Here is a 22,475-nt window from a genome sequence, read left to right as displayed (position 1 = left end):
TTGTTTATGAGCTATGGTATAATATAAAAAACAAGAGGGTGAAGCAGCCGTGTGTAGGCTGCTTTCTTCAATTTATCCTGTAAAATCCTGTTTGAGTGGATGAAAAAGCATGCATGGAAGTTTCGCTTTCTTCGATTTTAAATAATCCGTGGGTAAAATAACGAGCTGGAAACTGCACTTGTTCTAAGAAAAATATATTTTTGAATGAGAATTTGAGGTGAAGAAATGGCAAAACAAAAGCAAATAGGGACGAAAACAAAAGCAAGACGTACCATAAAGCCAACTTTGTACTACGAAATCGTTGGTTTGACTCTTTTTGCGCTCTCCATCATTACAATTATGCAACTAGGTGTTGTCGGAAAAGCATTCGTGCTATTTTTTCGCTTTTTCTTTGGAGAATGGTACATACTTGGAGTCCTTGGGGTTATTGTACTTTCTATAGCATTTGTTATAAAACGAGAGTGGCCGAATTTATTAAACAAACGATTGATTGGTCTATATTTAATTGTATTAGCTATATTGATGTTTAGTCACATTACATTAGTCAACCTTTTAACAAAAGATGGGGCAGTGCAAAGTGCATCTGTTATTGTAACGACAAAAGATTTATTTTTTCATGAAATGAAAAAAGGAGTCGACTCGGTACATTTAGGTGGGGGAATGTTTGGGGCTATTATGTTTGCGACATGTTACTTTTTATTTGATGAGGTTGGCGCGTACATAATTGGAATGATTCTCATTTTACTTGGTGTACTATGCATTACAAATAAACATATAGGAGAAGTACTTGCGCCGATTGGACGTATACTTAGCCGGCAATTTCAAGTGATGCAAGGTGATTATAAAGACTGGCAAACGAAACGCGCTGCTGAAAAAACTGAAAAGAAAAAGACTGCTCGTACCCGGAGTGAGCGTCATGTACCAAAAGCCCCGCAGTTAGTGGACAGTATAGAAGAGGTTGATATAGCGCCGCCGATTATATCAAACTTTACTGAAAACTATGCAACGCCAGATCCAATAAGTGAAGAATCCTTTATTCCTGAAGCAATTCAAGAAGAAGCTTTGCCTATACAAGAAGAAAAGACAAAGCGGAAAAAAGGTGAAAAAATTGTTGAATCGATTGCCGGAGAGACGACAGCGCCGCCAATGCATTTTTCCGATGTTGAAAATAAAGATTATAAGTTGCCGTCTTTAGAGCTATTAAAGTTTCCGAACAATAAGCAAGTAACAAATGAAAATGAAACGATTTATGAAAATGCTCGAAAGTTAGAACGAACATTCCAAAGCTTTGGTGTGAAAGCGAAAGTAACGAAGGTTCATAGAGGGCCAGCTGTTACAAAATATGAAGTGTATCCTGATATGGGGGTTAAAGTTAGTAAAATTGTTAGTTTAAGTGATGATTTAGCACTAGCTTTAGCGGCGAAAGATATTCGAATTGAAGCACCAATTCCAGGAAAATCAGCTGTTGGAATTGAAGTGCCAAATTCAGAAGTTGCAGTGGTTACGTTAAGAGAAGTATTAGATTCGAAAGCGAATAATCATCCGGAAGAAAAGCTATTAATTGGACTTGGGCGTGATATTACAGGAGAAGCTGTATTGGCTCGCCTAAATAAAATGCCTCATTTACTCGTAGCGGGGGCAACCGGTAGTGGAAAGAGTGTATGTATTAACGGGATTATTACAAGTATTTTAATGCGTGCTAAACCGCATGAAGTGAAACTCATGATGATTGACCCAAAGATGGTAGAATTAAATGTATACAATGGTGTCCCGCATTTATTAACGCCTGTTGTGACAGATCCGAAGAAAGCGTCACAGGCACTAAAAAAGGTTGTCAATGAAATGGAACGGCGTTATGAATTGTTTGCCCATAGCGGAACACGTAATATTGAAGGATATAACGAATACATTAAACAACATAATGAACAATCTGAAGCGAAGCAACCAGAACTTCCGTATATTGTTGTTATCGTGGACGAGCTGGCAGATTTAATGATGGTTGCTTCTTCTGATGTAGAGGATGCAATTATGCGTCTGGCACAAATGGCACGTGCAGCTGGTATTCATTTAATTATTGCGACGCAGCGCCCATCTGTAGATGTTATTACCGGTGTTATTAAAGCGAATATTCCATCGCGAATCGCTTTTGCGGTTTCTTCTCAAACTGATTCAAGAACAATTCTTGATACAGGGGGAGCAGAGAAATTATTAGGACGCGGTGATATGTTGTTCGTACCGATTGGTGCTTCTAAGCCAGTTCGTGTACAAGGTGCATTTTTATCAGATGATGAAGTAGAGAAAGTAGTAGAATATGTTGTTGCGCAGCAAAAAGCACAATATCAAGAAGATATGATTCCACAAGATGTACAAGAAACGATGCAAGAGGTAGAGGATAATTTATATGATGAAGCAGTGCAGCTCGTTGTAGATATGCAAACCGCATCAGTCTCTATGTTGCAGCGTAGGTTTCGTATTGGATATACGCGTGCAGCTCGATTAATTGATGCAATGGAAATGAACGGCGTTGTTGGTCCGTATGAAGGAAGCAAGCCTCGTGAAGTGTTGATAAAAGATATTCAAGAGAAAAGTTCATGATAAAGAAGCCGATTGGAAGTGATTCTAGTCGGTTTCTTTATTGAATAGAAATGATAACGCTTACCATCAGCGTGTTTTATTGGGAATACGAATGGTTGTGTTTTTTTTTATTTCAACGTTCGATTTTTTCTTGGATTGTATTGACAGTAATCATATCAAGTGGTACGATTACTTCGAAATCAAAATATCCCTCATATAATCTTGGTAATAAGGTCCATAAGTTTCTACCTAGCAACCATAAATTTGCTAGACTATGAGGAAAAAGTGTCAATACAAGGTGTATAGCAACTTTGTTCCTAACTTTTTCAACATATGAGAAATGTAAGGTGCAAAGTTTTTTTTATGGGTTAAAGAAAGAAAATTTCATTTAAAGAAATTATTATGACTTATTCGACAAATCACAATTTTCTTATTTTTATTTAAGAGAATTCATGATATATTGAATGTGGAAAAAATAGGAAAGAGGTCTTACATCAGAGGTCGAATAAGTGGAGTGCGAGGGGAGTCTTATGTCAGTAAAATCAGATAGTCGACATTTGTATTTACGAGTGATTGACCACATTAAAGAAAAGATTAAAAGCGGTGTATATAAAGAGAAGCAAAAGCTACCGTCCGAATTTGATTTAGCGAAAGAATTAGGTGTGAGTAGAGCAACCTTGCGAGAAGCACTTCGAATTTTAGAGGAAGAAAGCGTTGTTATTAGGCGGCACGGTGTAGGGACATTTGTAAATGCAAAACCTTTGTTTTCTTCAGGAATTGAACAATTATCTAGTATTACAGATATGATCGCTAATGCAGGAAAAAAGCCAGGTACAGTATTTCTATCATCAGCAGTAGGGAATTTAACGGAAGAAGAAAAAGAAAAATTTAATAGTGAAGATGGTTTTGAAACACTTATGATTGAACGCGTTCGTACAGCAGATGGGGAACCTGTTGTTTATTGCGTTGATAAGTTACCGAAAGAAGTTCTTCCTGATTTGTCAGAATACAAAGAGGAATCACTACTTACGGTCATTCATAGAAATACACATAAACGCATTACGTATGCTGTTGCTCATATTGAACCACTCGGTTATCACTCTAAAATATCACCAATTTTAGAATGTGAACCGGAAACAGCATTACTTGTATTAAAGCAAATGCATTATGATCAAAATGATGAACCGATTTTATATTCTATTAATTATTTTCGAGCAGACAAATTTAGCTTCCATGTGTTAAGAAAGCGTATGTAAATTGTACCCATTTTAGGGAGGTGACAGCAAGAAAATAGGGGTATGGCTGTATAAGTAACTAGATACATATTTTAGGAGGGGTTTTTAGTATGAAGAAAAAAGCGGGGATTTTATTATCATTAACGTTGGCAGCAAGCACAATTTTAGGAGCTTGTGGAAACACTGATAAGTCAAGTGAGAAAAAAGAGGGAAAAGAAAGTAAAAATTTTAAAGTTGGTATGGTTACAGACCTTGGTGGAGTAGATGATAAATCATTCAACCAATCTGCTTGGGAAGGTTTAAAAAAGTTTGGTAAAGATAACAAGTTAAAAGAAAATGAAGGATATCGCTATCTTGAATCTACTAAGGATGCAGATTATATTCCAAACTTAGCAAAATTTGTAGACACGAACTACAATTTAACATTTGGAATTGGTTATAAAATGCAAGAGGCTATAAAAGAAACGGCAGTAAAGAATCCGAAAAAACAATTTGCAATTGTTGACGCAGTAGTTGATAAGCCAAATGTAACAAGTATTACATTTAAAGACCACGAAGGTTCTTTCCTTGCAGGTGCGGTTGCAGCAATGACAACAAAATCAAATAAAGTAGGGTTTATTGGAGGAATTAAAAGTCCTCTAATCCAAAAGTTTGAATCTGGTTTCATGGCTGGTGCGAAAACAGTAAATCCGAATATTGAAGTTATATCTCAATATGCAGAAGCATTTGATAAACCAGAAAAAGGTTCTGTATTAGCTTCGGCTATGTACGGTCAAGGTGTTGACGTAATTTATCATGCATCTGGTGCAACTGGTAATGGTGTATTTACAGAAGCGAAAAACCGTAAGAAAAAAGGTGAAAATGTTTGGGTAATTGGGGTTGACCGTGACCAAAACCAAGAAGGTATGCCAGAAAATGTAACATTAACTTCAATGGTAAAACGCGTTGATGTTGCGGTAGAAAAGGTTTCACAAAAAGCAAAAGACGGTAAACTTGAAGGCGGTAAAAAAGAAGAGTTTGGTTTACAAGATGATGGTGTTGGAATTGCAAAAACAACTGACAACGTGAAAAAAGTAAATCCAGAAATTGTAACAAAAGTAGAAGAGTTTAAAAAGAAAATTGTAAGTGGTGAAATTAAAGTGCCATCTACTCCAGATGAGTACAAAACATATGAGGCTTCTCTTAAAAAATAATGGTAGATCGATAGCAAAGGTTAGTTCTAGGAACTAACCTTTGCATATATAAAGAACTTTGTCCTGTTAAGGAGGAATAATATGGAATACGTCATTGAGATGAATAATATTACAAAAGTATTCCCAGGAATTGTGGCGAATGATAATATTACGCTGCAAGTGAAACAGGGAGAAATTCATGCTTTACTTGGAGAGAATGGTGCTGGGAAATCCACACTTATGAATGTTTTGTTTGGATTGTATCAACCAGAACAAGGTGAAATTAAAATTAAAGGGAAACCTGTAAAAATTACAAATCCAAATGTAGCGAATGATCTTGGAATTGGCATGGTACATCAGCACTTTATGCTAGTTCATAATTTTACAGTTACAGAAAATATTATTCTCGGAAATGAACCGAAGAAAAGCGGGAAAATTGCTATTAATGAAGCTGCTAAAGAAATTAAAGCATTATCTGAGCAATACGGATTGTCGGTAGATCCATATGCGAAAATAGAGGATATTTCTGTTGGAATGCAGCAGCGTGTAGAAATTTTGAAAACGCTCTACCGCGGAGCAGAAATTTTAATTTTTGACGAACCGACAGCTGTATTAACGCCGCAGGAGATTCAAGAACTTATTCATATTATGAAGAAGCTTGTGCAAGAAGGGAAATCTATTATTCTTATCACACATAAGTTGAAAGAAATTATGGAAGTATGTGATCGTTGTACAATTATTCGTAAAGGAAAGGGAATTGGAACGGTAGACGTTGCAAATACAGATGAAAACAAGCTTGCAGAATTAATGGTTGGACGTCAAGTGAATTTTAAAACAGAAAAGTCAGACGCCAAACCACGTGAAAATGTACTTGAAATTTCCAATCTTGTTGTGCACGATGCACGTCATTTACCTACCGTAAAAGGACTTGACTTAACTGTTCGTGCAGGAGAAATTGTTGGTATTGCTGGAATCGATGGAAATGGACAAAGCGAATTAATAGAAGCGATTACTGGTTTACGAAAAGTTGAGTCAGGCTCTATTACGTTAAGAGAGAAAGACGTAACAAATTGGCCAGTTAGACGTATTACAGAGGAAGGTGTTGGACACATTCCTGAAGATCGTCATAAGCATGGACTTGTTCTTGATTTTTCTATCGGAGATAACATGGTACTGCAAACGTACTATAAAAATCCGTATTCTAAAAAAGGTGTTTTGAATTTTACAAAGATTTATGAAAAAGCAAAATCATTAATTGGGCAGTTCGATGTTCGTACACCGAGTGAGCATACGCCAGCGCGAGCATTATCTGGAGGAAATCAGCAAAAGGCAATTATTGCTCGTGAAGTAGATCGTGATCCGGATTTATTAATTGCAGCACAGCCAACACGTGGTTTAGATGTTGGGGCAATTGAATTTATTCATAGAAAGTTAATTGAACAGCGTGATAAAGGAAAGGCAGTTCTGTTGCTTTCGTTAGAACTTGACGAAATTTTAAATGTAAGCGACCGCGTCGCTGTGATTTATGAAGGGAAAATTGTTGATATTGTAAATGCAAAAGAAACAAATGAGCAACAACTAGGTCTATTAATGGCTGGGGGAAAGAAGAAAGAGAAGGTGAACACAAATGGCTAAAAAATTTTTAACGGAGCGAACAATTAACATTTTAGTACCTGTATTATCCGTTATTTTTGGTTTACTTGTTGGAGCCATTGTCATGATTACGAGCGGATACGATCCAATCGTCGGCTATGCCGCATTATGGGATGGCATGGTTGGAAATCCACGTGCAATAGGTGAAACACTCCGTACGATGATTCCACTTGTTCTTGCTGGTTTATCAGTAGCGTTTGCCTTCCGTACAGGTTTGTTTAATATCGGGGTAGAAGGACAATTGTTAGTGGGATGGCTTGCTGCGGTTTGGTTCGGTTATGCTGTTTCGTTACCACCTTTCCTCCATGTTCCATTATCGATATTAGTTGCAGCACTTGTTGGAGGACTGTGGGGATTTATTCCTGGATATTTAAAAGGGAAGTTTAAGGTAAATGAAGTTATCGTCACAATTATGATGAATTATATCGCACTTTATGTAACTTATTACATCATAAGAAATTTTTTACATGAAGCAAATGAAAAATCGTATGATATAAAAGCGAGTGCGTCTTTAGCTTCTTCTTGGTTAGCGTCTTTAACAGATGGTTCTCGCCTGCACTGGGGAATCGTTGTAGCGATTGTTACAGCACTTATTATGTGGTTTTTATTAGATCGTACAACATTAGGTTACGAGCTCAAATCAGTTGGATTCAATCAGCACGCTTCTAAATATGCGGGAATGAAAGTATCACGTAATGTTGTGTTATCAATGACGATTGCTGGTGCATTTGCTGGAATTGGCGGTGCAATGGAGGGGCTTGGAACATTCCAGAGCATGACAGCGATGTCTTCTTTTACAGGAATAGGATTTGATGGTATTGCCGTTGCTCTTCTTGGTGCAAATAATGCATTTGGTATTTTGTTATCAGCACTTTTATTTGGCGGATTGAAAAGTGCTGCACCGCAAATGAACTTTGAGGCGAACGTTCCATCTGAACTTATTAACGTTATTATTGCATGTATTATTTTCTTTGTAGCATGTAGCTATATTTTACGATGGGCACTTTCGCGTTTTAGCAAGGAGGGGAAATAAATGAGTTTCCTAGATATTGTAGCCGTTCTTGTCACTGGTACGTTATATACGGCAGCACCGCTTATTTTTACAGCACTTGGAGGCGTATTTAGTGAACGTTCTGGAGTTGTTAACATTGCATTAGAAGGTTTAATGCTGTTTGGTGCGTTTATTGGCGTTGTTACAACTTTATTAATGGGGGATACATGGGGAGCGATGACGCCGTGGATTGCACTTATTTTTGCAGCGATTGGCGGGGGATTATTTGCACTTCTTCATGCGGTTGCTTCAATTACATTCCGTGCAGATCAAGTTGTTAGTGGAGTGGCGATTAACTTTTTAGCGTTAGGATTAACAGTGTTTGCGATTAAAAAGATTTTTGGAAAAGGTCAAACTGATTTTATCCAATATCGTATTGAAAAAATTGATATTCCTGGCCTTTCTGATATTCCTGTTATTGGAAAAGTGTTTTTCTCTGATGTACCATTAACTTCTTATATCGCAATTATTTTAGCATTTGTAGTTTGGTATGTAATTTATAAAACACCATTTGGCTTACGATTACGTGCTGTTGGGGAACATCCGATGGCAGCTGATACGATGGGTATTAATGTTTATAAAATGCGCTACATTGCAGTTTGTTTATCAGGTATGTTTGCAGGTGTCGGTGGTGCTGTGTTTTCAACATCTATTTCAAATAATTTTTCTGGCTCTACAATTACAGGGCAAGGATTTTTAGCGTTAGCAGCAATGATTTTTGGGAAATGGCATCCAATTGGAGCGCTAGGTGCAGCGTTATTTTTTGGATTTGCACAGTCACTTGGTGTTACAGGTGGTACAATTCCTGTTTTAGATCAAATTCCAAGTATCTTTTTAACGATATTACCATATGTATTAACAATTTTTGCACTTGTCGGTTTTGTTGGGCGTTCTGAAGCACCAAAAGCGCTTGGAACACCGTATGAAAAAGGAAAACGCTAAAAGCTAAAAAGCTCGCACATTAGTGCGAGTTTTTTTACATACAATAACGTTAATACATGAGAAAATTTGCATTTTCTTTTGTGAAAACTGTATATTGAAGAAGAAAATTCCTTTTTAGAGGAGGTTTACGAATGGATCTTATAAAACAAGAAACACATGAATTAGGTGGATTACGCGTACATATGATTCCAACAGAAAAATATAAAACGAATACATTTGTATTACGGTTAAAGTCACCGTTATGTGAAGAAACGGTAACAGAACGGGCCTTGCTTCCTTATGTATTACAAAGTGCTACAGAAACACACCCATCTGTTATTCGAATTCGCCAATATTTAGAGGAGTTATATGGTTCGTCATTAGCTGTTGATGTAAGTAAAAAGGGTGAGGATCATATTATTTCTATTTATATAGACATTGCCAATGAAACTTATTTACAAGAAGCGCCGCCGCTCTTTGAAAAAGCGCTTGCTATGCTTGCTGATATTTTACTAAGACCAGCAACAGAAGGAAATGGTTTCTTACAAACGGTAGTAGAAAGTGAAAAACGTGCACTCGTGCAGCGTATTGAATCTACGTTTGATGATAAAATGCGCTATGCCAATGAACGCCTTATCGAAGAAATGTGTAAAGTAGAACCGTATCGCTTAAGTGCAAATGGTCAAAAAGAGCACGTTTCTAAGATTACAAACGAAACATTGTATCAATATTATAAAAAAGTAATAGCTGAAGATGAAATGGATTTATACATTATCGGTGATATTGAAGAAGGAGCTCTTGACCTTGTGAAACGGTATTTTTCTGTTTCTAAACGTGAACCGAAAGAAAGAAATGTATTGCTTCATAAGAAAAATGAGGAAGAGCAAGAAGTTGTAGAAAAACAAGAACTTAAACAAAGTAAATTAAATATTGGATACCGCACGTATATTACGTATCGTGACGAAGACTATTTTGCTTTGCAGTTATTTAATGGCTTGTTTGGTGGTTTCTCGCATTCGAAATTATTTGTTAATGTACGTGAGAAAAACAGCTTGGCATATTATGCTGCTTCTCGTTATGAAAGTCATAAAGGACTTCTGTTTGTAATGTCTGGAATTGAGGGAGAAAATTATGAAAAAGCTGTTACGATTATTAAAGAACAAATGATAGCGATGCAAAATGGCGATTTTACTGATGAGGAAATCGTACAAACAAAAAGTGTAATTAAAAATCAAATTTTAGAGACAATTGATACGCCGCGCGGTCTTGTAGAACTTCTGTATCATGGAGTAATTGCAAATTATGACCGCCCTGTAGAAGAATGGTTAACAGAGATTGAACGAGTAACGAAAGATGGAATCGTTAAAGTAGCAAATAATATTCAGCTAGATACAATTTACTTCTTACATGGGACGGAGGGTGTTTAAGATGGAAAAAATCGTGTATGAACAATTAAAAGAAACGCTGTATTACGAAAAACTGTCCAATGGCCTAGAAGTATATATTCTCCCAAAGCAAGGGTTTAATAAAACGTATGCAACATTTACGACAAAGTATGGTTCTATTGATAATACGTTTGTGCCGCTTGAGAAAGACGAGATGCTTCGTGTACCAGATGGAATTGCACATTTTTTAGAACATAAATTGTTTGAAAAAGAGGATCACGATGCGTTTCAATTATTTAGTAAGCAAGGAGCTTCTTCAAACGCATTTACATCGTTTACAAGAACTGCATATTTATTTTCTTGTACATCAAACGTTGAAACGAATCTAGAAACATTGTTAGATTTCGTGCAAGATCCATACTTTTCGGAACAAACTGTTGAGAAAGAGAAAGGAATTATTGGGCAAGAAATTCAAATGTATCAAGATAATGCAGATTGGCGCTTATACTTTGGGTTAATTGATAGTTTATATAGGAAACATCCTGTAAAGATTGATATCGCTGGAACAATTGATTCGATTAGCGAAATTACGAAAGATTTGCTGTATGAATGCTATCATACATTTTATCACCCAAGTAATATGTTATTATTTGTTGTTGGTTCTATTGATCCAGAAAAGACAATGAATTTAGTGCGTGAAAATCAAGCGAAGAAAAATTATACTGCTTCCTCAGAAATTGCGCGGTCTTTTGATGAAGAACCAGAACAAGTAAATGAGAAAAAAATGGTCATTACAATGCCAGTACAAACACCGAAATGTTTAGTTGGTGTAAAAACGAAAGACTTGAAACAAGAAGGAAAGGACTTGCTGAAACAAGAAATTGCTTTAACGCTTCTGTTAGATTATTTATTTGGAAAAGGTTCTACCCATTATGAAACATTGTATAATGAAGGGTTAATTGATGATACGTTTTCGTATGATTATACAGAAGAAAGCAGTTTCGGTTTTGCGATGATTGGCGGAGATACGAAACAACCGGATGAACTAGCAAAGCGCGTAACTGATATTTTGTTGCAAACAAATTATGATGAGTTATGCGCAGAAACGTTAGAGCGTGTGAAAAAGAAGAAAATAGGTGGTTTTTTACGCTCGCTAAATTCACCAGAGTATATTGCAAATCAGTTCACACGATATGCATTTAATAGTTCTAGTTTGTTTGACGCATTATCTGTTTTGGAAAGTTTATCAATTGAAGATTTACAAACAGTTTCGAAAAGCTTTTTAAAAGAAGAACGAGTAAGTATTTGCCAGGTACTTCCGAAGAAATAATGTAGTAGAGAGAGGAAAAAGATGAAGAAGTTTGCATTAGTTACCGGGGGAAGTGGGGGAATCGGTTCTGCCATTGTAAGACAGTTAGTGAAAGATGGCTACACAGTGTATGTTCATTATAACCAAGGTGAAAAGAGAGTTCAGCAATTAGAACAAGAACTGAAAGATATTATTCCAGTTCAAGCTAATTTATCAGAAATAGATGGCGCTTGGCAACTATGGTCGCAAATCTATCATCCAATTGATACTGTTGTATATGCAGCTGGAAAAAGTATCTTTGGGTTAAAAACAGATATTACCGATGAACAATTAAATGAGATGGTGGAACTGCAAGTGAAAAATGTATATAAACTTGTTTCATTTGCACTTCCCTCAATGATTCGAAACCGAAGTGGGAATATTGTTGTTATCTCTTCCATTTGGGGACAAATAGGTGCTTCCTGTGAAGTGTTGTATTCTATGGTAAAAGGAGCACAAAATTCATATGTAAAAGCATTGGCAAAAGAAGTTGCATTAAGCGGTGTACGAGTAAATGCAATTGCTCCAGGTGCAATTGAAACAGAGATGCTGCATATATTTTCGAATGAAGAAAAGCAAGAGATTGCAGAAGAAATTCCGCTTGGTCGATTAGGATTGCCAGAGGAAGTGGCAAATACAGTTGCATTTGTAGTTTCTTCACAAGCATCTTATATAACAGGTCAAATTATTGGGGTTAATGGGGGCTGGCATTGTTAATTGCTTAAAGTAAGGAGTATCATATTTTACTTTTTGCTCTCGTACATAAAAAAGGACATAATGGCAAATAGTAAACATGACTCCATTACTTTATAGCGAGGTGCTTAACAATGTCAGTATTAGATAACTTTGAACAATGGAAAGGCTTTTTAGGAGAGCGTTTAGATCAAGCACAAGGAAAAGGCTTAGACGGCGGTGCAATTTCTGATATGGCTTATCGCATTGGGGATTATTTAGCAAATGAAGTAGAAGCACGAAATGACCAAGAAAAATTATTGATGGAGCTTTGGAAGGTTGCAGATGAACAGGAGCAACATACAATTGCAAACTTAATGGTGAAAATGGTCAACCATAAGTAGCGAAAAGAGAGGAAGAATCCTCTCTTTTTTTGTCGATTTTGAGAATCTCTACATTAAATTGAGTTCTCAATTATACATTTCACTTTCCTATTAAGAGAAAATCATATAATATAGTACGTAGATGTAAAGTAAGCAAGGGGAGTGTCATCAAATGATTGAATGGTATTTTGAGTATGAAATACATAAAAACCGACCTGGCTTGCTTGGTGATGTTTCTTCGTTAATCGGTATGCTTGGTATTAATATTGTAACAATTAATGGGGTAGACAATGCTAGGCGCGGATTATTATTAATGTGCGATAATCAAGAACAAATTTCTAGACTTGAATCAATTCTAAATACGATGGATAATATAACTGTAACGAAATATCGTCCACCGAAGCTTCGTGATCGATTAGCAGTTCGGCATGGAAGATATATACAACGGGATGCGGATGATAAGAAAACATTTCGTTTCGTTCGTGATGAATTAGGTTTACTTGTTGATTTTATGGCAGAACTTATGAAAAAAGAAGGCCATAAATTAATTGGAATTCGTGGGATGCCGCGCGTTGGAAAAACCGAGTCCATCGTTGCTGCAAGTGTGTGTGCAAATAAACGTTGGCTTTTTGTGTCGTCTACTCTTATTAAACAGACGGTACGCAGTCAATTAATTGAAGATGAATATAATGATAATAATATCTTTATTTTAGATGGAATTGTTTCAACGAAGCGCGCAAATGAACGACACTGGCAGCTTGTTCGCGAAATTATGAGATTGCCAGCAACAAAGGTTGTAGAGCATCCAGATGTATTTGTGAGTCAGTCAGAATATACACTTGATGATTTTGATTACATTATTGAATTGCGAAATGATTACGATGAAGAAATTCAATACAGTCTAGTAGATGAAATTGAACAGGGAAATCAAAATAATTTTTCTATGTTCGACTTTTAAAGAAATATTGAGGTGTTAGCATTGACAGAATTAGGACAAAAGCTGAAAGAAGCACGAGAAATGAAAGGTTTTTCCATCGATCAGCTGCAGGAAATTACGAAAATTCAAAAACGCTATTTAATTGGTATTGAAGAAGGAAATTTTAGTATAATGCCTGGGGATTTTTACGCGCGTGCCTTTATAAAGCAATATGCGGAAGCAGTTGGGCTAAATGGAGAGGCGACACTAGAAGAATATAGACACGAAATACCACAGACGGCTTCTCAGAGTGTTCCGCAAGTTCCAACGGGACAAAAAGCGCAGGAAACTGTGCAAAGAGCAGCGTCATCGCCAATTGCAGACCATATGCCAAAAATTTTAATTACATTGCTTGTTATTGCTGTTGGTGTTGCAATTTGGTTCGTATTCCGGTTTGTTACAGGTAAAAGTGACGTTAGTCAAGTAAATCAAACGAAAAATGCCCAAACAGAAGTGGAAAAAGCAGAAAATTCTCCTCTTGATCAAAAGAAAGAAGAGAAAAAAGAGGAGAAAAAAGAAGTACCGCAACAACCACAACAGCAACAAAATGCTGCACAAGAAGAAATTAAAGTTGTTGAAAAGAATGGAAAAGAATCTACATTAGAACTAAGCCATAATAAAGAACTTAAGGTAGAAGTTCATGCAAAAGGTACAAGTTATGTAGATATTAAAAACGATAGCGGTAAAGAATATTATACAGGCACTTTAAATAAGGATGAAACACAACAACAAGATTTATCATCAGAACATGTTGTTCGTTTAAACATTGGTAATGCGCCAAATGTGGAAATTAAAATTAACAGTAAAGTTGTTGAATTCCCACAAAATGCAGAAGAAATACGTCATCAAATTTTGGTGATTAAAAACTTAGGAGAACAACCTGCACAATAATAGTCATCGTTCCGATGACTTTTTTCAATGCAGAAACCGTTTTTGACATGATGGAGGAATAGCTGTGAATTTACCAAATAAAATTACTGTATCAAGAATTTGCTTAATTCCTATATTTTTAATTATTATGCTCACTCCGTTTGAATGGGGAGTATATACAATTGGAGATGTAGAATTGCCAATTCAGCACTTAGCTGGGGCTCTTGTTTTTATTATTGCTTCTGCGACCGATTGGATTGATGGCCATTATGCAAGAAAACATAATCTTGTAACGAATCTAGGGAAATTTTTAGATCCTTTGGCGGATAAATTATTGGTATCTGCAGCATTAATTACGCTTGTAGATTTACATTATGTAGCGACTTGGATGGCGGTTGTTATTATTAGCCGAGAATTTGCTGTTACAGGCTTACGCCTCGTATTAGCTGGTACAGGAGAAGTGGCTGCTGCGAAAATGCCTGGGAAAATTAAAATGTGGATGCAAGTTATTGCGATTTCTGCATACTTACTTCACGATGTTCCGTTAAATTTAATTCATATTCGAATTGCAGATATTTCAATCTGGATTGCACTTATTTTTACAATTATTTCAGGTTGGGATTATTTCTGGAAAAATAGAGGAGTCTTTGTTGATTCGAAATAACGGCTTATGGGGGAATGGAAGATGAATGCAGAGATTATCGCGGTTGGTACAGAGCTATTGCTTGGGCAAATTGCGAATACGAATGCCAAATTTTTATCAGAAAAACTGGCATCTATCGGAATCGATGTATATTATCACACTGTCGTTGGAGATAACAATAATCGCTTACGCCGAGCAATTGAAATTGCTCAAAAACGTGCAGATATATTGATTTTTACAGGTGGTCTAGGGCCGACAAAAGACGATTTAACGAAAGAAACAATTGCTTCCTCCTTGCAGGAAGAGCTTGTATATGATGAAGTAGCTCTCGATTCCATTGCTGATTATTATAAAAGAACGGGAAGAGAGTTTACAGAAAATAATAAAAAACAAGCTCTTGTTTTAAAGGGAGCGACTGTGTTTGCGAATGATCATGGTATGGCTCCAGGAATGGGATTATGTAAAGATAACAAGGTGTATATTTTACTTCCAGGACCACCTAAAGAAATGAATCCAATGTATATAAGTTATGTAGAGACTTGGCTTCTTCCTTTTACATCTGGTGAGAATCTGTATTCTCGCACGCTTCGATTTTTTGGAATTGGAGAATCACAATTAGAGACAACGATTCAAGATTTAATAGATGTTCAAACGAATCCAACGATTGCGCCCCTTGCTTCTGAAGGAGAAGTAACACTTCGCCTGACAGCGAAGCACCATGATGCAAAAGAAGCTGAATCCTTAATAAACCATGTGGAAGAATTGATTTTACAAAGAGTAGGGCAATTTTTTTATGGATATAATCAAGATCTTCTTCATCACAAAGCAATTGCTTTGTTGAAAGAAAAATGTTTGAAGATTGCATGTGCTGAAAGTTTAACAGGTGGCTTATTTGGTGATCGTATTACTGAGGTTGCTGGTGTGTCTTCTCTGTTTAAAGGCGGCATAATTTGTTATAGCAATGATGTAAAGCAAAATGTTTTACATGTTCCAGAAAAGACTTTACAAATAGATGGTGCTGTTAGTGAAGCTTGTGCCCGTTATCTTGCTGAAAATGTGAAAAAACTTATGCAAGCGAATATCGGAATTAGTTTTACTGGAGTAGCAGGGCCGAATGTATCTGAAGGAAAAGAGCCAGGGACAGTGTTTATTGGCTTAGCAATAGATGAACAGCCGACGGTAGTTATTCCTCTTACATTAAGTGGAAGTCGTCAGCAAATTCGTGAACGTACTGTTAAATATGGGTTTTATCATCTGTATAAGAAGCTAGAAGAGATATGAATCTCTTCTAGCTTCTGTTATTTTATATAGAAAAATAGAGATTTTCATCTACTGGAAAATAAAAAAATCGAATAAACGTTCGATTTTTGTTGGCATAATGGGTAGAAAATATGTATAATAAGATTAGCATTTAAGTTAAGGAGGAATTTTTGAATGAGTGATCGTCAAGCGGCATTAGATATGGCGTTAAAACAAATAGAAAAACAATTCGGTAAAGGCTCTATTATGAAACTAGGAGAGCAAGCGGAACGTAAGATTTCTACTGTACCAAGTGGTTCATTGGCACTTGATGTTGCCCTTGGAGTTGGTGGTTATCCACGAGGCCGTATTATTGAAATTTATGGACCTGAAAGCTCAGGTAAAACAACAGTTTCTTTACATGCGATTGCAGAGGTACAGCGTCAAGGTGGGCAAGCGGCATTTATTGATGCGGAACATGCAATGGATCCTGTATATGCACAAAAACTAGGTGTTAACATTGATGAATTATTATTATCTCAACCAGATACAGGAGAACAAGGACTAGAAATTGCTGAAGCATTAGTACGAAGCGGTGCAATTGATATTATTGTTATTGACTCTGTAGCAGCACTTGTTCCAAAAGCAGAGATTGAAGGAGAAATGGGTGACTCTCACGTCGGTTTACAAGCACGTTTAATGTCACAAGCTCTTCGTAAATTATCTGGTGCGATTAACAAGTCAAAAACAATCGCAATTTTCATTAACCAAATTCGTGAAAAAGTTGGAGTAATGTTTGGAAATCAACAAATGGTTGCTTAATCTTTATAGATTAAGGAGTTTACTATGGGTTTCCCTTGCTAGTGATAGCATGTTCAAAAAACCTTGTGAACCTTATTGCCTAAGGGTGTAGCTATATAGCTGCTAACGGTGAAGCCCTCCAAATAATAGGGTAATACCGTGCCAAGCTTCAGAATGATATGAAGAAGGTGTAGAGACTACCGAAAAGAACTTTTAAAGTTAACTGAGTAGGGTACGGCAGAAGATAGGCTCCTGCTGGAAGTGCAAGGCTCTCTGTAAAGAGATGAAGAGATAGTCCGCGCTATAGAGATGGAAAATCTATAGAATTATGCCAGAAACAACTCCAGGTGGACGTGCATTGAAATTCTATTCAACAGTGCGTCTAGAAGTACGTCGTGCTGAGCAGTTAAAGCAAGGTAACGATATTGTTGGTAATAAAACAAAAGTGAAAGTAGTAAAAAATAAAGTAGCGCCTCCTTTCCGCGTTGCAGAAGTTGATATTATGTACGGAGAAGGAATTTCAAGAGAAGGCGAAATTTTAGATATGGCATCTGAACTTGATATCGTTCAAAAGAGCGGAGCTTGGTATTCTTATAATGAGGAACGCTTAGGACAAGGACGCGAAAATGCGAAGCAATTCTTAAAAGAAAATCCAGAACTTACAGATGAAATAGCATTCTTTATTCGTGAGCATCATGGCATTGGTGAAGAGGCTGCATCTGGAAGTGGAGAAGATATGACTCTTCTTAATGATTAAAAGACACGGTTTCGTGTCTTTTTTCTTTTCTTTGCGACCTATAATAATCTATTTTGAAATTGTACTAAAAACATAGAAAGTAAGTGGAGAATACCTGCTAGCATTTTTTCAATTGGTTTGACTAATAAGTCCATTTTAATATTTCTGCATACAAGCCGCTGTTATGTAGAAACAAGTGGCTTGTATTCGTTTTCTCCTTTTGTTTTGAACTTTGCGTGTGGCAGGAAAAGGCACTGACCGCTGCTATGCATGGCCAGATGCTCTCGTCTATCTAAAAAGAAAAAGGCTTACATGTCATTTTTTCAATTTGTATTAAAATAATAACCAGAGAAAGAGAAAGAAATTTCATGAATAGTCGTTTCACTTTATCATAGGTAAAGAAAGTAAAGGTAGACAATGCTTGACAATGAAAATAGCGGTAGATACAATGATAATGTATATTTTTTCTTATATTATATACGACACACTCTTCTCAAGAAGAGAAGTAACATTCGGAGAGGACGTATACTTTCCGAAATAAGCATATGTCTAGTTTAATTGTGAAATGAAGAAAGTCCCTTGAAAAGGCGGGACGACGGTCATCGCTGTACGTTGCAGGTGCAAACAATGTACATCCATGCAGTCTTTTTTCATTCATAGCAAGAGGAGGTGAATTTATGAGTAATGAATTTTGGATACTCATCTCCATTTTGCTGGCCATCGTCAGTGCAGTTGTTGGGTTTTTTGTTCGAAAGTCCATTGCAGAAGCGAAGATTAACGGTGCGGCCAATGAAGCGAAGCGCATTGTAGAAGATGCAAATCGTCAAGCAGAAGCACTGAAAAAAGAAGCGCTATTAGAAGCAAAGGATGAAATTCATACACTTCGTACAGAAGCAGAATTAGAAATTCGTGACCGAAGAAGCGAGTTGCAAAAACAAGAAAATCGTTTAATGCAAAAAGAAGAGAACCTTGATCGAAAAGACGAATCGCTTGAGAAAAGTCAGCAATTGTTAGAAAAGAAAGAGGAATCTCTTGTAGCAAGACAACAGCAGATTGAAGATTTGGAAAGCAAAGTGGGAGAGTTAGTACAAAAACAACAAGATGAATTAGAGCGAATTTCTAACCTAACGCGTGAACAAGCAAGAGCTATTATCTTAGAAAAAGTTGAAAATGAAATTTCGCATGAAATCGCTGTTATGGTAAAAGAAACTGAAGTACGTGCAAAAGAAGAAGCAGATAAGAAAGCGAAAGAAATCCTATCTTTAGCTATGCAAAGATGTGCTGCTGATCACGTTGCCGAAACAACGGTTTCAGTTGTAAATCTCCCAAATGACGAAATGAAGGGTCGTATTATCGGACGTGAAGGACGTAATATTCGTACACTAGAAACATTAACGGGTATTGATTTAATTATTGATGATACACCAGAAGCAGTAATCCTATCAGGTTTTGACCCGATTCGTCGTGAAACTGCTCGTATTGCTTTGGATAAACTTGTACAAGACGGACGTATTCACCCAGCGCGTATTGAAGAAATGGTTGAAAAATCAAGACGTGAAGTGGATGAGTATATTCGTGAAGTTGGAGAACAAACGACTTTTGAAGTAGGTGTACATGGATTACACCCAGACTTAATTAAGATTTTAGGTCGTTTGAAATTTAGAACAAGTTACGGTCAAAACGTCTTAAAACACTCTATGGAAGTTGCTTACTTGGCTGGGTTAATGGCAGCTGAACTTGGTGAAGACGAGAAGCTTGCTCGTCGTGCTGGTTTATTACATGACATCGGAAAGGCAATTGACCATGAGGTTGAAGGTAGCCACGTTGAAATTGGTGTCGAGCTTGCGACAAAATATAAAGAGCATCCAGTGGTTATCAATAGTATTGCATCTCATCATGGAGATACAGAACCGACTTCTATTATCGCAGTTCTTGTGGCAGCAGCAGATGCACTGTCAGCAGCAAGACCTGGAGCACGAAGTGAGACGCTTGAAAATTATATTCGTCGTCTTGAAAAGCTTGAAGAGATTTCTGAGTCTTATGAAGGTGTTGAGAAATCTTATGCAATTCAAGCTGGACGCGAAGTTCGTATCTTAGTGAAACCAGATACAATTGATGACTTAGAGGCTCATCGTTTAGCACGTGATATTCGAAAACGTATTGAAAATGAACTGGATTATCCAGGACATATTAAAGTTACTGTTATTCGTGAAACTCGTGCAGTTGAATATGCAAAATAAAGTGGTGGTGTTGCACCACTTTATTTTTTTGTGCCGAGAATGGACACAATATAGAAAAGCTTGTAGAATCGGAAATGATTCACGAAATAGGAAAATGTGAGAAGATCCGTATTTTTATAAGTGAAGGTTGCAGTTTATGAGAAGAAACTGCGAAGAATGTATAGATGGAAAGGGTAAGAACAATGAGAATTTTATTTGTTGGGGATGTAGTAGGCTCGCCAGGAAGAAAGATGATTCAAGATTACGTGCCTGCATTAAAGAAAAAATATACACCTACAGTTACAATTATTAACGGAGAAAATGCTGCAGGTGGACGTGGAATTACAGAGAAAATTTATCGTAACTTTTTAGAGTGCGGTGCACAAGCAGTTACACTTGGAAACCATGCGTGGGATAACCGTGAAATTTTTGAGTTTATTGATGATGCAAAGTATCTTGCAAGACCAGCAAATTTCCCAGAAGGAACACCAGGAAAAGGACTTGTTTTTGTAAACTGTAATGGTATAGAAGTAGCGATAATTAATTTACAAGGCCGCACATTCCTTCCGCCAATTGATTGTCCATTCCGAAAAGTGGATGAATTGATTAAAATTGCGAAAAAACGTACGAACATTATTTTTATTGATTTTCATGCGGAAACAACGAGTGAAAAGCAAGCGCTTGGATGGTATGTAGATGGACGGGCTACAGCAGTTGTTGGAACGCACACGCATGTTCCGACAGCGGATAATCGTATTTTACCAGGTGGAACGGCTTATATTACAGATGTTGGGATGACAGGTCCATATGATGGGATTTTAGGAATGGATCGCGAAGCTGTGCTGAAGAAATTTTTAACAAACCTTCCAGTGCGATTTGAAGTAACGAGTGGAAGAACGCAGTTAAGTGCTGTACTAATTGATGTAGATCCAAATACAGGGAAAGCTAAAAAAATTGATCGTATTTTAATTAATGATGATCAGCCTTTTTTTGAATAAAAAATAAAAAATTAGAAAAGAGAATATATTTTAATTTTTTAGAAAAATTAGAGGGTTTTAGCAGGAATATGAATCATTGCTCGTGAATATAAGTTAAAAGTGAATTCAATCGCTAATATTTTTTAAAGAAACGAGGAGGAAACGAGCAATGGAAATATTAAAAGTTAAAGCAACTTCGGTACCTAACTCTGTAGCTGGTGCACTTGCTGGAGTCATTCGTGAGCGTGGTTCAGCAGAAATGCAAGCAATTGGTGCAGGTGCATTGAATCAAGCCGTAAAGGCAGTAGCAATTGCGAGAGGATTTGTGGCGCCAAGTGGTGTGGATTTGATATGTATCCCAGCATTCACAGATATTATGATTGATGGTGAAGAACGTACAGCAATTAAGTTAATTGTAGAGCCTCGTTAAATTGGATGACCTGTTTGCATTTGCAAACAGGTCATTTTTATTCTTCTATTTGTGGGCAATAAGACCCTCAATTTAAACTTCGGAGGGGTGGATGAAGTTTACCACTGATGGAATGTAAGGATATTTTAGGAAGAAAGGATGAAAAGCATTGAAAATTTTTGATGCGCATTGTGATGTATTGTGGCAGCTATGGCTCGGGAAAGGCAAGCGAACTTTTCAAAATGATTCTTTTTTACATATTACATACGATCAATTAAAACGAAAGGGTGGTAGTATTCAGTGTTTTGCAATTTATGTACCGGAAGAAATTCCATATGGACAGCGATTTGCAGTTGCATTAGAGATGGCGAATATATTTCATGAACAAATTTTGGCACTGCCGAATATAAAATTGATCCGGAAAAAAGAAGATATTCAGCAATTAGGAAAAGATGATATAGGAGCCCTTTTAACTTTAGAAGGATGCGATGCAATTGGAAAAGAATTAACGAAGCTACAAACGTTGTATTATCTTGGTGTTCGTTCTGTTGGACTTACTTGGAACTACGCGAATTTAGTTGCTGATGGAGCGTTAGAGTCTCGAGGTGGCGGTTTAACACTGTTTGGAGAAAAAGTAGTGGAAGATTTAAATCGTTACAAGATATGGACAGATGTTTCTCATCTGTCAGAGAAAGGGTTTTGGGATGTGATGGAACTTGCTGATTATCCTATTGCGTCGCATTCAAATAGCTATGAGTTATGTCCGCATCCAAGGAATGTAACAAATGAACAAATAAGAGCGTTAATTCAAAAAGACGGAATGATTGGGATAACATTCGTTCCAATGTTTTTATCTGCAAACAAGTCTGTTTGTACAGATGATATATTGCGCCATGTAGAGCATGTATGTATGCTTGGTGGTGAGAGGAATGTTGGATTCGGATCAGATTTTGATGGAATCACGGAAACAGTCGAACATGTGGAAAGATATGAGCATTATGACTATGTCATAAATGAATTATTAAAGCGCTATAAAGAAGATCAAGTTCATAATTTCATATATCGTAATTTTATACACCATATTCCATTCTAAGACATTGTTATAAAAGAGGGAAAAGAAGTTAGAAAATTTGAAAAACAATCAATAAAACTGTATCAAATTGTTGCATTTTTACTGTTGTAGGGCTAGAATTGTAAACGAATTAAGATTA

18 protein-coding genes, 2 pseudogenes and 1 riboswitch are annotated in these 22,475 nt (G+C 36.7%); all 20 genes and pseudogenes read left to right on the top strand.

Annotated features, from left to right (window positions below; genetic code table 11):
• Positions 1–225: 225 nt before the first annotated feature.
• The 20 genes and pseudogenes from BM350_RS01855 to BM350_RS01760 all read left to right on the top strand — a co-directional run bounded on the left by BM350_RS01855 (position 226) and on the right by BM350_RS01760 (position 22,357).
• A complete protein-coding gene (locus tag BM350_RS01855; protein ID WP_090912817.1) occupies positions 226–2,595 on the top strand; it encodes a DNA translocase FtsK in 2,370 nt (789 codons plus the stop codon).
• A 171-nt stretch (positions 2,596–2,766) separates the two neighbouring features.
• A riboswitch (purine riboswitch) is annotated at positions 2,767–2,869 on the top strand.
• Positions 2,870–3,104: 235 nt separating this feature from the next.
• Positions 3,105–3,830 (top strand): GntR family transcriptional regulator, encoded by a 726-nt coding sequence (locus BM350_RS01850; protein WP_090912819.1) that lies wholly within the window; start codon positions 3,105–3,107, stop codon positions 3,828–3,830.
• An 89-nt stretch (positions 3,831–3,919) separates the two neighbouring features.
• On the top strand, positions 3,920–5,002 hold the full coding sequence (locus BM350_RS01845) for a BMP family lipoprotein (protein ID WP_090912821.1): 1,083 nt from the start codon (positions 3,920–3,922) through the stop codon (positions 5,000–5,002).
• Between the two features lie 81 nt (positions 5,003–5,083).
• Positions 5,084–6,616 (top strand): ABC transporter ATP-binding protein, encoded by a 1,533-nt coding sequence (locus BM350_RS01840; protein ID WP_090912824.1) that lies wholly within the window; start codon positions 5,084–5,086, stop codon positions 6,614–6,616.
• The gene (locus BM350_RS01835; protein ID WP_090912826.1) at positions 6,609–7,667 is read left to right on the top strand and encodes an ABC transporter permease; all 1,059 of its coding nucleotides are present in this window, start codon (positions 6,609–6,611) and stop codon (positions 7,665–7,667) included. The genes BM350_RS01840 and BM350_RS01835 overlap by 8 nt, the downstream gene beginning before the upstream one ends.
• Positions 7,668–8,627, top strand: a complete 960-nt coding sequence (locus BM350_RS01830) for an ABC transporter permease (protein WP_090912828.1) — start codon at positions 7,668–7,670, stop codon at positions 8,625–8,627.
• A 131-nt stretch (positions 8,628–8,758) separates the two neighbouring features.
• Positions 8,759–10,033 carry an EF-P 5-aminopentanol modification-associated protein YfmF gene (locus tag BM350_RS01825; protein ID WP_090912830.1) on the top strand — a complete coding sequence of 425 codons (1,275 nt, stop codon included), beginning with the start codon at positions 8,759–8,761 and terminating at the stop codon, positions 10,031–10,033.
• Position 10,034: 1 nt separating this feature from the next.
• Positions 10,035–11,321, top strand: coding sequence for an EF-P 5-aminopentanol modification-associated protein YfmH (locus BM350_RS01820; protein WP_090912832.1), 1,287 nt, complete (start codon positions 10,035–10,037; stop codon positions 11,319–11,321).
• Positions 11,322–11,342: 21 nt separating this feature from the next.
• Entirely contained in the window at positions 11,343–12,056 is a 714-nt protein-coding gene (locus tag BM350_RS01815; RefSeq protein WP_090912834.1) for an elongation factor P 5-aminopentanone reductase, read from the top strand.
• A 110-nt stretch (positions 12,057–12,166) separates the two neighbouring features.
• Positions 12,167–12,415, top strand: a complete 249-nt coding sequence (locus BM350_RS01810; RefSeq protein ID WP_090912835.1) for a DUF3243 domain-containing protein — start codon at positions 12,167–12,169, stop codon at positions 12,413–12,415.
• A gap of 151 nt (positions 12,416–12,566) precedes the next feature.
• On the top strand, positions 12,567–13,352 hold the full coding sequence (locus BM350_RS01805; RefSeq protein ID WP_090912837.1) for a DUF3388 domain-containing protein: 786 nt from the start codon (positions 12,567–12,569) through the stop codon (positions 13,350–13,352).
• A gap of 21 nt (positions 13,353–13,373) precedes the next feature.
• Positions 13,374–14,261 carry a helix-turn-helix domain-containing protein gene (locus tag BM350_RS01800; RefSeq protein ID WP_090912838.1) on the top strand — a complete coding sequence of 296 codons (888 nt, stop codon included), beginning with the start codon at positions 13,374–13,376 and terminating at the stop codon, positions 14,259–14,261.
• A gap of 64 nt (positions 14,262–14,325) precedes the next feature.
• The gene (gene pgsA / locus BM350_RS01795; RefSeq protein ID WP_090912840.1) at positions 14,326–14,904 is read left to right on the top strand and encodes a CDP-diacylglycerol--glycerol-3-phosphate 3-phosphatidyltransferase; all 579 of its coding nucleotides are present in this window, start codon (positions 14,326–14,328) and stop codon (positions 14,902–14,904) included.
• A 21-nt stretch (positions 14,905–14,925) separates the two neighbouring features.
• Positions 14,926–16,164 (top strand): competence/damage-inducible protein A, encoded by a 1,239-nt coding sequence (locus BM350_RS01790; protein WP_090912842.1) that lies wholly within the window; start codon positions 14,926–14,928, stop codon positions 16,162–16,164.
• A 153-nt stretch (positions 16,165–16,317) separates the two neighbouring features.
• Positions 16,318–16,926, top strand: a pseudogene (recA, locus tag BM350_RS01785) (recombinase RecA); the annotation flags it as partial.
• 328 nt (positions 16,927–17,254) lie between these two features.
• Positions 17,255–17,680, top strand: a pseudogene (locus BM350_RS01780) (DNA recombination/repair protein RecA); the annotation flags it as partial.
• A 656-nt stretch (positions 17,681–18,336) separates the two neighbouring features.
• Positions 18,337–19,899 carry a ribonuclease Y gene (gene rny / locus BM350_RS01775; protein WP_090912848.1) on the top strand — a complete coding sequence of 521 codons (1,563 nt, stop codon included), beginning with the start codon at positions 18,337–18,339 and terminating at the stop codon, positions 19,897–19,899.
• A gap of 182 nt (positions 19,900–20,081) precedes the next feature.
• Entirely contained in the window at positions 20,082–20,876 is a 795-nt protein-coding gene (locus BM350_RS01770; RefSeq protein WP_090912850.1) for a TIGR00282 family metallophosphoesterase, read from the top strand.
• A 148-nt stretch (positions 20,877–21,024) separates the two neighbouring features.
• The gene (gene spoVS / locus BM350_RS01765) at positions 21,025–21,285 is read left to right on the top strand and encodes a stage V sporulation protein SpoVS (RefSeq protein WP_020059065.1); all 261 of its coding nucleotides are present in this window, start codon (positions 21,025–21,027) and stop codon (positions 21,283–21,285) included.
• Between the two features lie 148 nt (positions 21,286–21,433).
• Positions 21,434–22,357 (top strand): dipeptidase, encoded by a 924-nt coding sequence (locus BM350_RS01760; RefSeq protein ID WP_090912852.1) that lies wholly within the window; start codon positions 21,434–21,436, stop codon positions 22,355–22,357.
• Positions 22,358–22,475: the final 118 nt, after the last annotated feature.

It is taken from the genome of Bacillus sp. 103mf (assembly GCF_900116295.1).
GTDB lineage: Bacteria > Bacillota > Bacilli > Bacillales > Bacillaceae_G > Bacillus_A > Bacillus_A bruguierae.
The sequence above is the reverse complement of the archived record's forward strand: the minus strand, read 5'-3'. Positions and strand labels throughout refer to the sequence as shown.